Source organism: Massilia endophytica (assembly GCF_021165955.1).
GTDB classification, from domain to species: domain Bacteria; phylum Pseudomonadota; class Gammaproteobacteria; order Burkholderiales; family Burkholderiaceae_D; genus Rugamonas; species Rugamonas endophytica.
The window spans coordinates 3,316,113-3,330,321 of sequence record NZ_CP088952.1; the positions used below are offsets into that span (position 1 = coordinate 3,316,113).

The 14,209-nt window shown below is 61.3% G+C and carries 9 protein-coding genes; 2 read left to right on the forward strand and 7 right to left on the reverse strand.

Annotation, left to right across the window (positions count from 1 at the left end; translation table 11 throughout):
• Positions 1-107: 107 nt before the first annotated feature.
• Both LSQ66_RS15210 and LSQ66_RS15215 read left to right on the forward strand, forming a co-directional pair.
• On the forward strand, positions 108-890 hold the full coding sequence (locus LSQ66_RS15210) for a PhzF family phenazine biosynthesis protein (RefSeq protein ID WP_231766044.1): 783 nt from the start codon (positions 108-110) through the stop codon (positions 888-890).
• Between the two features lie 107 nt (positions 891-997).
• Positions 998-3,412 (forward strand): TonB-dependent receptor plug domain-containing protein, encoded by a 2,415-nt coding sequence (locus LSQ66_RS15215; RefSeq protein WP_231766045.1) that lies wholly within the window; start codon positions 998-1,000, stop codon positions 3,410-3,412.
• Between the two features lie 60 nt (positions 3,413-3,472).
• On the opposite strand, the gene LSQ66_RS15220 is transcribed toward LSQ66_RS15215, so the two are convergent.
• The 7 genes from LSQ66_RS15220 to LSQ66_RS15250 form a co-directional block, all read right to left on the reverse strand.
• Positions 3,473-3,787, reverse strand: a complete 315-nt coding sequence (locus LSQ66_RS15220) for a hypothetical protein (RefSeq protein WP_231766046.1) — start codon at positions 3,785-3,787, stop codon at positions 3,473-3,475.
• Between the two features lie 857 nt (positions 3,788-4,644).
• Positions 4,645-6,951 (reverse strand): RHS repeat-associated core domain-containing protein, encoded by a 2,307-nt coding sequence (locus LSQ66_RS15225; protein ID WP_231766047.1) that lies wholly within the window; start codon positions 6,949-6,951, stop codon positions 4,645-4,647.
• The gene (locus tag LSQ66_RS15230) at positions 6,948-9,278 is read right to left on the reverse strand and encodes a DUF6531 domain-containing protein (RefSeq protein WP_307730216.1); all 2,331 of its coding nucleotides are present in this window, start codon (positions 9,276-9,278) and stop codon (positions 6,948-6,950) included. The genes LSQ66_RS15225 and LSQ66_RS15230 overlap by 4 nt, the downstream gene beginning before the upstream one ends.
• Before the next feature lie 178 nt (positions 9,279-9,456).
• Positions 9,457-10,602 (reverse strand): pantetheine-phosphate adenylyltransferase, encoded by a 1,146-nt coding sequence (gene coaD, locus LSQ66_RS15235; RefSeq protein WP_231766049.1) that lies wholly within the window; start codon positions 10,600-10,602, stop codon positions 9,457-9,459.
• A 33-nt stretch (positions 10,603-10,635) separates the two neighbouring features.
• Positions 10,636-11,970 carry an ATP-binding protein gene (locus LSQ66_RS15240; protein ID WP_231766050.1) on the reverse strand — a complete coding sequence of 445 codons (1,335 nt, stop codon included), beginning with the start codon at positions 11,968-11,970 and terminating at the stop codon, positions 10,636-10,638.
• On the reverse strand, positions 11,967-12,626 hold the full coding sequence (locus LSQ66_RS15245; RefSeq protein ID WP_231766051.1) for a response regulator: 660 nt from the start codon (positions 12,624-12,626) through the stop codon (positions 11,967-11,969). The genes LSQ66_RS15240 and LSQ66_RS15245 overlap by 4 nt, the downstream gene beginning before the upstream one ends.
• A 33-nt stretch (positions 12,627-12,659) precedes the next feature.
• A complete protein-coding gene (locus LSQ66_RS15250) occupies positions 12,660-14,165 on the reverse strand; it encodes a DegQ family serine endoprotease (RefSeq protein ID WP_231766052.1) in 1,506 nt (501 codons plus the stop codon).
• Between the last annotated feature and the right edge of the window lie 44 nt (positions 14,166-14,209).

Consider the following 14,209-nt stretch of genomic DNA (forward strand, 5'->3'; position numbering starts at 1 on the left):
CGGGCAATCCGAACTGTGAGCGGGGAACCATGGCTTAATACTGTACAAACATACAGTATTATACCCCTCCCCCACGCGTTCCGGCGGAGTCCGTTATGCTGTGAAGTATGGAAACTTTTGAATTGAAATGCTTCGGCGTGCGCGCCGGTGAAGGCAACCTTGCTCTCGTGATGCTGAACGACACACGCGACGAAGCGGCACGCCAGCGCTTCGCCGCCGACGCTGGCAAACCCGCCACCGTTTTCGTCACCGCCGGCGACAGCGAGGCCGCCTACACGCTGGACTACTTCTATCCCCACACCCGCAGCCCGCTCTGCCTGCACGCCACCCTCGCGGCTGGACGCGTGCTGCTGGACCGCCAGCCCGGCCCCCTCATTGTGCGCACGGCGATGCGCGGCCAGCTCCTGACCCTGTCCGCACAGGACGGCCGCATCTTCATCGGCATGGCGCGCCAGGCGGCGCCTGACGTTCCGCTGCCGCCCGAACTGCCCGGCCAGCTGCTGGCACAGCCCGGCGTCGTCCTCGCCTCCCCTCCCGCCATTGCCTCGGTCGGCAGCCCCAAGCTGCTGCTCGAAGTGCAGGACAGCGCCACCCTGCAAGCCCTGGAACCCGACCTGCCTGCCGTCCTCGCCTGGGGCAAGGCCCACGGCGTAAGCGGCTGCTACGCCTGGTGCCGCCGCAGCGACGGCAGCTTCGAAGGCCGCAACTTCAACCACCTCGACCCGGCGCTGGAAGATGCGGCCACCGGCGTGGCCGCTGGCGCACTCACGGTCCACCTCGGCCGCAGCGTCAGCCTCTACCAGGGCGCCCGGCAGGGCCAGCCCTGCCGGATCGACACGGTGCTGGAGGGCGAACACATCCTGATCGGCGGAGCCGCCGAAGCGGCCTAGCTGTTGCGTTGTACATACAGTAAATAATGTATGTTCGCAAAATTGTCACAAGACCAAAATTAGTCATAGTTCACCATGGACCGGTTCGCATAGAATCAAATTTTTCCATGGGAGATGCCAACGTGTTTTCAAACTCCACGCTTCGTAAAGCTGTATTGCTGGCCCTGTATGGCGGCACCGCCCTCTCGCTGGCCCCCGCCGCCCTCGCGCAAACCGCTGCCCCTGGGGCCAAGAGCGATATCCAGACCGTGAATGTGGTGGGTTCGCGCCGCGCCGTGGCCGCCACCTCCACCACCGACACCGTGGTGCCGGTCGACATTATTCCGCTGACCCGCGCTTCCGAGCAGGGCGGCCAGTTCGACCTGTCGCAGACTTTGACCTTCGTGTCCCCCTCCTTCAATTCCACCCGCCAGACGGGCGCAGACGGCGCCGACCTGGTGGATTCGGCTGCCCTGCGCGGCCTGGGCTCGGACCAGACCCTGGTGCTCGTAAACGGCAAGCGCCGCCACACCTCGGCCCTGGTGAACCTGTTCGGCGCCCGCAACCGCGGCAACACCGGCACCGACCTGAACGCCATCCCGCTCATGGCCATCAAGGACGTGCAGGTGCTGCGCGACGGCGCCGCCGCCCAGTATGGTTCGGACGCCATTGCCGGCGTCATGGATATCGGCCTGAAGAAGAACGTGGGCTGCGAAGCGGTGGCAGGCTACGGCCAGTACTCGGCCGGCGACGGCAAGAACTACCTGGCCTCCGCCTACTGCGGCTTCGCCATGGCAGGCGGCACCGTGGGCATCACGGGCGAATACCTGGACCGCGGCCGCTCCGACCGCTCCGAGCCGGACAATCCCCGCATCATCGGCGACACCAAGACCAAGAACAAGACCGTCTACGTGAACGGCGAGATCCCGACCGCGACGGGCCGCTTCTACTTCACCGGCGGCGCCCAGACGCGCGACGCCTCCAGTGCCGCCTTTGCACGCGGCGGCGTGGGTTCCGACGACATCCCGAGCCGCAACTCGGCCGCGATGTACCCGGACGGCTTCGTCCCCTTCATCAACGGCGACCTGGACGACCGCTACGCCACCGTGGGCCACCGCAGCCAGCTGGGCGAATGGAATACCGACATCTCCCAGACCTACGGCTACAACAAGCTGATGTACAACATCAGCAATACGCTGAACGCCTCCATCGCCAACAAGGATCTGGTGGGCGGCGGCAAGGGCATCAGCCCCAACCACTTCGACGCGGGCGGCTTCTCCTTCGAGCAGTGGACCACCAACCTCGACTTCAACCGCTACTTCAACGGCGTCACGGGTGACGGCCTGAACGTGGCATTCGGCGGCGAATACCGCGTCGAGAAATACAAGATCTTCGCGGGCGAACCGGGCTCCTACATCGACGCCGACGGCGTGGGCTTTGGCGGCAACGCCGGCAGCCAGGGCTTCCCCGGCTTCCAGCCAGGCGACATCACCAACGCTCGCCGCCACAGCAGCGCCGCCTACCTGGACCTGGAATCGGACCTGAACGCCAAGACCAAGCTGCAAGGCGCGCTGCGCTACGAGAAGTTCAGCGACTTCGGCTCCACCCTCAACTGGAAACTGGCGGGCAGCTACCGCGTGGCCCCTGAAACCCTGCTGCGCGGCTCCGCCAGCACGGGCTTCCGCGCGCCCTCGCTGCAGCAGGCCTACTTCTCCTCCACTTTCACCGACTTCATCGGCGGCGTGCCCACCGACGTGGTGCTGGCCCCGAACGGCGGCGCCGTGGCCACCCTGGCGGGCATTCCGAAGCTGAAGGAAGAGACCTCGCGCAGCTTCACCCTGGGCGCCACCTGGACGCCGAGCGACGCCATCTCCGTGACGGCCGACCTGTACCACATCAAGATCAAGGACCGCATCGTGCTGTCCGGCCGCTTCGATGCGGACAACTACCCCGAGCTGGCAGCCAAGCTGTCCACGCTGGGCGTAGGCCAGGCGCAGTTCTTCGTGAACTCGGTGGACACCAAGACGCAAGGCCTGGACCTGACCGCATCGCACCGCGGCACCCTGGCAGGCAACAAGCTCACCACTTTCCTGGCCATGAACTTCAGCAAGACCGACGTGACCGACATCCACGCCCCGGCCTCGCTGGCAGGCTTCGAGGACGTGCTGCTGTCCGAGCGTGAGCGCCTGTTCATCGAACAAGGCGGCCCGCGCCGCAAGGCCACGCTGGGCTTCGACTACGTGACCGGCCCGGTGGAAACGGATTTCAAGATCATCCACTTCGGACCGCAAACGCTGGGCACCTTCAGCGGCACAGCGGGCGGCGTGCCAAACGCGAAGTACGAAGCGAAGACCTCGGCGGACCTGAGCTTCACCTACACCATCAACAAGAACATGAAGTTCACCATGGGCGGCAACAACATCTTCAACGTCAAGCCGACCAGCCAGAACCCGGACGAAACGGACAACGGCTTCAAGTACGACAGCGTGCAGTTCGGCCTGAACGGCGCTTCCTACTTCGCCCGCCTGTACGTTAAGTTCTAAGCTGAATTACCCCGTAGTACCTTGCGCCTCGCACAGCACTGTGCGGGGCGTTTTTCTGTCTTATTTGCGAATACCTGTCTGCTGCTCCCATTTTTGAAGCACTGATTCATATCGTTTCGTATGCTGTTCATGCTGCGTCAGCAACGCATCCATCCGTTTCTGTTGCGCCTCCACCGCCGCCAACTGCTCATCCGCCCTTTGAAGCTGCTGAGAGTACGTTTTGGCCTGCTGCCTTTCCTGAGCATCTGCGAACACTGAAACGTGCGTGTGTGAAACCGAGAGGGGTCTAAAAATGAAGATCCAGGACAACCAGAACGTCGCCACAAAAATAAACGCCTTAAGAAAATAGAGGAAGACTTCTTTTGCAGTTTTCACGATCGCTCCTATCGCACAATGACTGAGAGCGCCTCATCACTGCTCCCGGTCTGCCGAAAAGCTCCTTCCGCTAATATCTGCGTTGGGGGTCGTCCACACACTGTGCTTAGGGGATGGAGCTCACATACTTTGGTATCTAAAGGCGATTATCGACCACCTAAGCTGCTGCCGCCGCATTTCTATTTCGAACTGGATACGGCAAGATGTACTCCATGCCCAGCCCTTAAATTTCGCGAGTGCTTCCCCGCCGACGAACTTGTAGGTATAGAGCCATCTGCTCAGTTGGATGTGTGCGTCGGCACCACACAGTCTTTCCAACCGTTCGTCGCGTGGCAATAGGCGCTCTGCCTCGTCCCAGGCTTCAAGCTCTGATACCAAAAGAGGTGGCAGGAAAACAAGCGCGAGCGACACCGCTCCAGCGACCACAAGCCCCCTTTGGAACCGCCTACCTACCATCATTGTTTTCTTCTTCAACTTCCTGTCCAGGTATGTGCATAATTCAGACATGAGGATGGGGAGTACGATACATTGGGCAGCCACAGGTTGCGACTACCGTACCAGTTATAGCAACACCTGCGCCGTACGCATTTGTGCCTATGTTCGTTCGTCCAGCGGTGGCGTGTAGGGCGACATCTGTTGGGTATCTGCTTAAGTCAGGTGACCGCCAGTTTGAATCGACGCTTCCGTCATTTATTTCTTATCACGATCTTCCCACTCGGCAATCATTCCATTCACAATCAATGCCATGCCGGCTATGACGGATGCCCACAAAAAATCCAGCCTAAAGAAGTAGCTTCCCACTGCTCCGGCCGAAAGCGATATGGCCGCCCAAATTATGATGTGAAGGAATTTTCGCATCACCGGCACCCGCAACTCATTGCGTTAGCTGGCCCGCCAAAAGCGAGATCCGCCCCGACAGCATTGATGGGAGTGTTGGTTCGCCCGGCTGCGACTTTGATAGCCGCATCAGACCCGTATTCGTTCATTAGATCTCCATAGTTCTTGATCCTATAATTTGAGCCTGCCAACGGCCCCCTCATAACTCTCTTCAATCCATTTCGGAAAACCATGGCCTCTGAACCGTTCGTGGCTAGTGCGGCACCTGCCTTGGCAATGCCGGCATATAGCATACGCCCCATACCGAAACCGAGTGATGCCCACTCCCCCACCGCATAGGCGGTCGAACATCTATTCACGCCGCCATCTACACCAAGGGCTTGCCGGGCCACGGGACCCAATCCCAAGGACGCAGCGTCTGCAATGCCAGTCAGGAAGTCAACTGTCGGCCGGGGAATAGTGGGCAGGTCCGCAGCACTAATCAATCCAAAGGGATCAGTGTATAACAGCGGATTGCCTGATACGTAGGCATAACTATTCGGCCCAGCAGCAAGGCCGATCGGGTCAGACTGGATATACCGTCCCGATTGCGCATCGTAGTCCCGCTGGCCGTTATAGTGGAGCCCGGTTTCTCGGTCGTAGTATTGCCCCGGGAAGCGAGGGTTGTAGATAAAAGTTCCGCGGTCCGTTGATGTCCCAACCGCTGCATCGAGTCCATACGGATCGGAATTATCCCAGCGCCATACCACCGTATTTCGCAGCGAGTCAACGATCACTCTTGGTGTCTCGATGTGGTCCGCATAGACGTAATAGATGCCAGGTTGGGACCTACTAGTTACTCCTGGCTTCAGGACCGCAACGGGCATCGGGCCGAGATAGATCGTTTCCTGAACAGATTGGCCGGAGGTGTCGTACTCACCAAGCAGGGAGGCCCCCGTTGGGTCATATAAAAAATGAATCTTACCTCCTTCCACGCGCGTTTCGGTCGCCTTTTTAAGTACACGTTCTCCCATTCCATTGTAGAAATAGGTGACTTTGCTAACGCTGCTTGTCGCCGACTGCATGCGACCAAGGGCGTTGTAGGCGAACTTGATGTTGCCATCGCTAACTAGATTGCCCAAGGCGTCGTAACTAAGCGCTCGTGCAGATGGCGGGCCGCTCATCGCCATCAAGTGATTGCTGGCGTTGTCGTAGGTGTTGATGTATGTATGGACGCCAAACGTCGAACTCACGCGGTTGCCATTGTCGTCGTAACTGTAGCCTTGGGAGGTGTTTGCGCCGGAGAAGTAAGTTAGCCGGTCAAGGTTATCGTAGACGTATGACTGGTCGAGCTCTGGCAGCAGCTTGCCTTGCAGGCGATTTTCATGCAGTGTGCGGATTATCCTTCCTGCGGCGTCATACTCCAATTTACGGAATACACCGTTGCCTAGGTCGTAACCAACGATTCTGCCATCCAGATCGTATTCCCGGCTGTAGTGGCGCGCTGCGCCCAATGCCGTACTGCCCCAAGTCCATGAGCTCACGGGGCCGAAAGGTTGATGGCGGATATCCTGCAGCAGCGGCACGGTCGCTCTGTCCACAGTCACCAGCGTCATTTCCGCCAATTGGCCTGTATTGTTGTACGTGTAGCGAACAGTATTCCCGCTTGGATAGCGCATCGCAGTCACCTTTCCCAAAGCACCACCGCTTCTTCCGTATTCATAACTCACGACAAACGTTCGTGTGCCGATGGTTTGTTCCTTGCTGAGGAGTCGTCCCCGGTCATCGTACTGGTAGCGCGTTTGTCCCGAGTCATCCGTCATTCTGCTGAGTTTTCCCACTGCGCCGGGCGATCCTGTGTCGTACTCGAACGTGGCTCCAACACTACCCGCGTAGCTCACCCTAGTTAGCCTATGCAGCGCGTCATAGCTGAAATTGGTGACCTGCCCCCGCGCGTCTTTCGTCTGCACTACGTCGCCGACGGCGTTCACGGCGTAGCTAGTGGAACCTGTATCGGGGCTCTTCGTCAGCGAGCGGTCGCCTAAGCCATTGACCGTATAGTTCGTTGTCAAATTCCTTGGATCGGTGACACCGGTCAGTTGGTCCTGGGAATCGTAGGCGTAGGAGATCGTCGGCGCTGAAGGACCGTCGATGGGTGCGGGAAGGGTCTGTTTAGTCACCCTTTCCAGCGTATCGAACTGTTGTTGCGTGGCGTGCCCCAACGGATTGACAGTTCGCGTCAGATTACCTTCGGCATCGTACTCATGGCGCGTCATATTCTGCGCTTTTGGTGAAGAAGCTAGGGAGGCGGCCAGCAACAATCCCAATGTAATGGACGGAGTTTTCATTTGGCTTTCTCCGTGCTGTCCTGAAGGCGATTGAGGACGTCATACACGCGCGTCACCTCCAGCTTCAGTGCTCCTGATGCGTCGCGCACTTCCTCGCGGACGCGATTGCCCATGCCGTCCAGGGTGTACTGAATGGTGTTGCCGGCCTTGTCTGAAATGGCGGTCAAACGTTCCGCTGCATCATAGCTGTATTGAAGATATGATGAATCCGGTAGGTCGACCCTACCCAACAATCCTACCGCGTTATAGCTGAAAGTGGTCGTTTCCGCTTCCGGTGTCCCCGACACGATGACTTGGCTGGTGATGCGCCGCAAAGCATCATAGCTACGCTCTGTCAGTGTACCTTGGGGTGTACGGATCTTTGTCGCAAGGCCCGACGGTGTGTACTCCAGATACTCGGTGACGTGGCCTTTGGGATCGATGACTTTCCACAAGTCGCCCATCGTATGTGACGGAGACGATTCTACGTAGTACTCATAGCGGCTCGTGCTGCCATCTGCCGCCGTGCTGGACAACATTTGGCCTACGGCGTTATATGTGTACGTCGTCACGCGTGGTGGACCGCTCCGGACGGCGGCAAAGCCGTTGTTACCAGTACTGTCAAGAGTTGCCTGTTCGATGCGCTTGCAAATCACCGCTACCGGTGTCCCGTCCGGCAGCGTACCGCTATCGGCGCATTGAAGAGTTTTTCCGTCCCGGTCTGGCTGGCCGTTATAGATGAAGTTTGTGATCCTGAGAGGTTCGGCGATGCCCGTTTTCAGATCCCATACCGGATGCCAGTTCGTCGATATCTTGCGTTGGCCTAACGCCAAGGAGGCGCTGACCGGACAACTGCTGGCAGAGGCCAGCCCTTCAATACGGCTGATCTCCAAGGCGCGGATGGCATGGCTGACGAAACAGATCTTCTGCCCATTGAACTTGACCAGACTGGATAACGCCCCGTTGGGATCGTAGTCGAATTTGCGCGCCGCCGGGCCACAACCCGATCCCCCGGGTTGGTTGATCTCCGTAATGCGGCTGTACTGGTTGATTTCCGCGTACGCGTATCGACGAATGGCTCCCAGCGGATCGGTGACGATGGTGCTGGAACTGTCCGGGTAGGAAAAAGTGTAGCGGTAGGCACTCCCAGCGTGCTCTGACACCAGAACCCGGCCTTCGTTGTCGTAGGTGAACTGAGCGAATTTTACTCCCGGCTCATGTTCGATGCTGTCGATAAGGAAGTGGCTCTGCCACGTGTCCCCATCGACATAGTGGTAGCGCGTGCTTTTCAGTTCCTCGTTTCTCAGATTCCGTCTGGATTGGCTGCGAACCCTGTACACGCCCGCAATCCCGGCACCTACGGTTTCATGCTCATAAACGGAAGCACCTTCCGCATTGCTGATCTCGGCAAGGGTCCCCTCTGTCGTCCATATGAGATCAACGGCCCGGCCAAATCCATCAACAATCCGAGTCAACCTGTCTCCCTCGTCATAGACATAGTTGATCCGGAGTCCTGCAGCGGTGTGCGTGCTCGCCAACCGATAACCATTGCCGGCTCTCTCGTAGATGTCTAACAGTCCAGTCGGCTGTAGATGAGCCCACCTGTAAAAGCCAGCATCCAGCGGCTTCAATACGCCGGTCGAAGTCTGTGATCGAAATCCCTCGCGAGTTCTCGAATACCTGTCGAGACTTCCGTCGCTGTTGGTGATCGTGACCTCGTAAGGGGTGGTGCCTGTCACGTCGAAGCTACGGTCGAAAGAAAAAGACCAGATCTGGCCTCGCGACAAGCCGGGCATTGCTTCGCGCATGGATCGATAGAAGCGAACTACGCGATGCAGGGATGAAGGGCCCCACTCAAAATCTGTGACGTCTTCCACCTTGCTTCCTGAAGTAACCGCGACTGGATTACCTACTGTGCTAGTGGGTTCGCTTGATAGGCAAGCTGCTGGGGGTTTTGGTTGGCGGCGGAGGGGGCGGCTACAGACCCCCGGCCATGCCCGGCCCAGGCCTCGTGAACAAACAAGCCTAGTGCCCAGTTTGTACTTACCACCTCCTAAGTCATGCCGATACCAGCAATCGTACATCATTGTGCTCCAAGCAGCACTGACATGAGCTGCTGGTTCAGCGAACAAAAATTCATCCTTCAAAATGCGAAGGTTGCGCCGACACGCTTCATCAGGTGTCGAGGCATACCCGACATCGTCCAGAACAAACGACCTGGAATACATCCAGCCTTGACCGCTGTCTTGTGCCAAGCACTGCCAAGACCATGAGGATAGCAACAGCACCAAGACACGAACTGCACGGCGCATCGATGTGGCGTCGGCGTGCTCTTGGAAATTCCGCATGATGGCTCCCCTTCTCACGAGAATAGTCGCTCTACCGAGTCTCAGTGATGCTAAAGGGGTGTGGGCGCCTGAGGTCTGCTATATATCAGGTTGATGTTGCCGTATGGGACCTAAAACTTGCCGAAAATCAACGGCACTGGAGATTCGTGATCAATGGGCGGGCTCGTCCAGCGACGGATCAGGCGAGGGACGCGAGCTCGTCGGCCATGTTGGAAAGCGCGAGAGTGTTGTACTGGTCGGCGAAGTAGGCGTCGGCGAAGAGTTTGCCGGAGGCGGCTTTGGCGCTGAGATGCTGGAGGACCTGGCCGCGCTGGTGGCGGTAGTCGTCGCCGACGATGTGGGCGTACTCGGCGCGGATGCCGCGGGCATATGCTCCATATACTTCCTGGTCCTGGCCGAGAATGGCGAGGTCCACGCCCAGCATGGCGTCCTTCAGCGGATGGGTGATGCTGCTGCCCTGGAAGTGGTCGGTGACGCGGATCAGCTGGGCCACTTCGTCGGCACGGCCTGCGTCGCTTTCGAGGCCGCTGGAGAGCCACAGGCGCGCGCTGGCTTCTTCGTTGCTCAGGCCTTCCTTGGCCGCAGCCGGATCGTACTGGGCGTCGTGGAACCAGAAGGCGGCGCGCACTATGTCGGCGTCGCGCTTCGCTGCCTTCGTGTTGGCGGCCCAGGCGCGGATTTCGGCCAGGCCGTGCACGAGGTGGTCGAGGTTGTGATAGGCGCGCGCGGCTCCGCCGTAGGCGCCCTCCCCCGTCAGCAGCTCGAACCAGTGGTTGACGTTGGCCTGCGCCGCTGCATCGGCAGGCCGCCACAATGCGTCCCATTCCTTGCGCAGCCAGCTCATGACCCAGGCGCGGTAGGCCGGGCCCGGCACGAATTTCTTCATCGTCCAGTTCCAGCCCACCGGTCCTTCGAGCGCCTTGACGAAGCTGGAGCTCACGGAGCCGAGGTCGCGCGGGGGCATCACGAACAGGGTCTTAGCGCCGCCGATCACTTCGACGTTCGTTTGCTGGATCAGGTTTTCGTAGTCGAAATCGGCGGTGGTGCGGATGCCGCGAATGAGGTAGTCGATGCCGTGGCGGCGGGCGACGCGCGCCGTGTAGTCGCTTTTCACGACCTGCACCTGCACATTGTGCCAGCCACGCTCGGCGCAGCTTTCGAGCACGATGGCGCGCCGTTCTTCGGCGGAGAACTTGGGCTGCTTGGTGGAGTTCTCGGAGAGGAAGACGACGACTTCTTCCGCGATGGAGCGGGCTTCGCCGATAACCCACATGTGGCCATTGGTGATCGGGTCCAGCGTGCCCGAGAAGCCGATTTTTTTCATGCCCCGCCCTTTGACTATGTCGATGGCGGTATTTTAGCCGGGTTTCACTCCAGGAAACTGCACCAGCACCTTGAGGCCGCCGAGGCGTTCGGAGCTGTCCAGGGTGAGCGTGGCGCCGTGGCGTTCGGCGATGGCCTTGATGATGGCCAGTCCAAGGCCGCTGCCGCCCGCTTCGCTGCCGGGCACGCGGTAGAAGCGGCTGAACACGCGCTCGCGTTCTTCGGGCGAGATGCCCGGGCCGCTGTCCTCCACCACCAGCTGCACGCCTTGCGGCGTATCGTGCAGCGAGAGGTCCACGGTGCCGCCCTGCGGGGTGTACTTGATGGCGTTGTCCAGGAGGTTGCGCAGCATGACGAGGAGCGCATCGCCCTTGCCCTGCACGGTGACTTCGTCCGCGTGCTGCAGGCCCAGGTCGATTTCGCGCGCCTGAGCGGCGCCTGCGAGGTCGGCCAGGGTGCGCTTGGCGAGATCGGTCAGCTGCACCGGTTCCAGCTTCACTTCGGAGGCCTCCTGGCGCGCCAGCACGAGCAGCTGTTCGACGAGGCGGGTGGCGCGTTCGATGCCTGCCGTCAGGCGCTGCACGGCGACCGAGCGGGCCTGTTCATCCTCGGCGCGTTCGAGGCTCAAGGCCTGCAGCTTCAAGGCGGCCAGCGGGGAGCGCAGTTCGTGCGCGGCGTCGGCTACGAAGTGCTGCTGCGCGTCGAAGGCGTTGCGCACGCGGCCGAACAGGAGGTTCAGTTCCTGCACGAGGGGTTTCACTTCGTCCGGCAGGTCCGCTTCCGATACGGGAGAGAGATCGTCCGCCTGGCGCGTGGCGACCTGGCGCCGCACGCGCGATACCGGCGCCAGCGAGCCGCTCACCACCCACCACACCACCAGCATGAGCACCGGCGCCATGAGGGCGATAGGGCCGACCGTGCGCAGGGCCAGCGCGCCTGCCATGCGCTTGCGCACGGCCATGTCCTGGGCGATCTGGATGGTCTGGTTGCTGGTTTGGACGGAGAACACGCGGTAGGTCGTGCCTTTTGCTCGCACATTGGAAAAACCAAGCACGGCGCGCTGCGGCAGTTCGGCGCGCGAGAGCGAGCGGAAGACCTGGATGCCGTCCGGCGTCCACACCTGCACCACCATTTCGTCGTTGCCGGGGTCGGCCACCGTGCCGCCTGCATTGGCCAGCGGCGCGCTGGAACGCAGGGACAGGGCCACCTGCTGCATGTGGTAGTCGAAGATTTCGTCGGCGTCGTGCAGGGCGCTGCGGTAGGCGATCATGGCCTGCGCCACGGCGGCCATGGTGATGGCCGCCAGCAGGAACCACAGCAGGCGGCCGCGCAGGGAGTGGGAGACGTTGACCTTGGGGACCGCCATCATAGCTTGGGCACCATGTAGCCTAGCCCGCGCACGTTCTGGATCAGTTCACTGCCCAATTTCTTGCGCAGGCCATGGATGTAGACTTCGACGGCGTTGCTGTTCACTTCGTCCTTCCAGCTGTACAGCTTTTCTTCCAGCTGGGCGCGCGAGAGCACGATGCCGGGCCGCGCAATGAGCGCTTCCAGCACGGCCCATTCGCGGGCGGAGAGATTGACGGGCTGGCCGTTGTTGATGACTTCCCGCGTCTGCGGATTGATGCTCACGCCCTTGTGCTCGAACACGGGTTCGGCGCGGCCCGCGGAGCGGCGCAACAGGGCGCGGATGCGCGCCAGCAGTTCGTCCAGGTCGTAAGGCTTGAGCACGTAGTCGTCCGCGCCCGCGTCGAGGCCGGCGATGCGCTGCTCCACTGCGTCGCGCGCCGTGGCTACCAGCACGGGGGTGAGCTCCTTGCGGGCGCGCATGGAGCGCAGCACTTCCAGGCCGTCCTTCTTGGGCAGGCCCAAGTCCAGCAGCACGAGGTCGTAGGTCTGGGTCTGCAGGGCCGTGTCGGCCATGGCGCCGTCCTTCACCCAGTCGACAGCGTAGTGCTCGGCCCTCAGCAGGTCGAGCACTACTTCGCCGATCATCGTGTCGTCTTCCACCAGCAGGAGGCGCATGGTCAACCTTTCTATTTCGTCAAGGCCCGCAGTTTATCCCAATCGTACCGGAATAAAAATGCGTTCATCGCCACGCTGGATCAGGAGGGCGACGGACTTGCTGGACTTGCCGACCATTTCACGCACCTGCTCCACCGAATTCACCGCCCGCCCGTTCACGGACAGCAGCACGTCGCCCGGCTGCACGCCGGCGCTGGCGGCGGCGCCGCCCGCGTTCTCGATCACGAGGCCGGAAGGCAGGCCAGCCTGGCGGCGCTCCAGCGGGTCGAGGGGGCGCAGGGCCAGGCCCAGGCGCAGCTTGGCCGTGCCTTCGTCGTCGTCCATCACTGCCAGCGAGCGGCGCTCGTTGGCATTGCCCAGCTTGCCGCTCAGGGTGACGGGTTTGCCCTGGCGCCAGACTTCCAAGGTGACCTTGTCGCCCGGCGTGGCCAGCGCCACCAGGGCAGGCAGGTCGCCCGAGGCCACGATCTTCTGGCCATTGAGCTTGCGGATCACGTCGCCCGGCTTCAGGCCTGCCTGTTCGGCCGGGCTGCCCTTCTCCACGTTGGCCACCAGGGCGCCTTCCGGCGACTCCAGGTTGAAGGAATCGGCAAAGCTCTGGTTCACTTCCTGCACCGTCACGCCGAGGCGGGCGTGCACCACCTTGCCGGTGGCGACGATCTGGTCCTTGATGCGGTTGGCCAGGTCGATGGGGATGGCGAAGGAGAGGCCCTGGTAGCCGCCCGTCTGGCTGTAGATCTGCGAATTGATGCCCACCACCTCGCCGCGCGTGTTGAACAGCGGGCCGCCCGAGTTGCCGGGGTTGACGGCCACGTCGGTCTGAATGAAGGGCACATTGCTGTCATCGGGCAGGGAACGGCCCTTGGCGCTGACGACCCCCGCCGTAACGGTACTCTCCAGACCGAAAGGCGAGCCGATCGCCAGCACCCATTCGCCAACCTTCAGGTCGGTCGAACGCCCCAGCGGCACCACTGGCAGGTTCTTGGCATCGATTTTGAGAACGGCCACGTCCGTTTTGGGATCCGAGCCCAGCACCTTGGCCTGGAACTCGCGGCGGTCCGTGAGTTTGACGGTGACTTCGCGCGCATCGCGCACCACGTGGGCATTGGTCAGGATGACGCCGTCGGCGCTGACGATGAAGCCCGAGCCCACGCCGTGGCTGGGAATCTCGCGGCCGCGCTGCGGGCCCTGGAAGCGGCGGAAGAACTCGGCGAAGGGATCGTCGCCGAAGGCGTCGCGGTCGTCCATGGCGGTGCGCACGCGGCCCGTGGTGCTGATGTTGACCACGGCGGGGCCGTTGCGCGATGCGATCACGCTGAAGTCCGGCAGCGCGATCATGGGCGCCGGGGTGGGGGCCGGGGCGCCCGCGGCGGCGTTGGCCGGTACGGCGGGCGCGGCGGCCGCAGCCTGGGGCACGGCCGGAGCGGTCATGTTGCGCTGGACGGCGATGGCAGCGCCGGCGCCCAGCACGCCAACGGCGGCCAGCGCGGCCACCATGCGTTTGAAGGTGAAGCTTCCGAAGTGTTTGTTGTTGCGCATTGCTGCACTCCCGAATTGAATGATGTCGATGTGTTCAATATGGG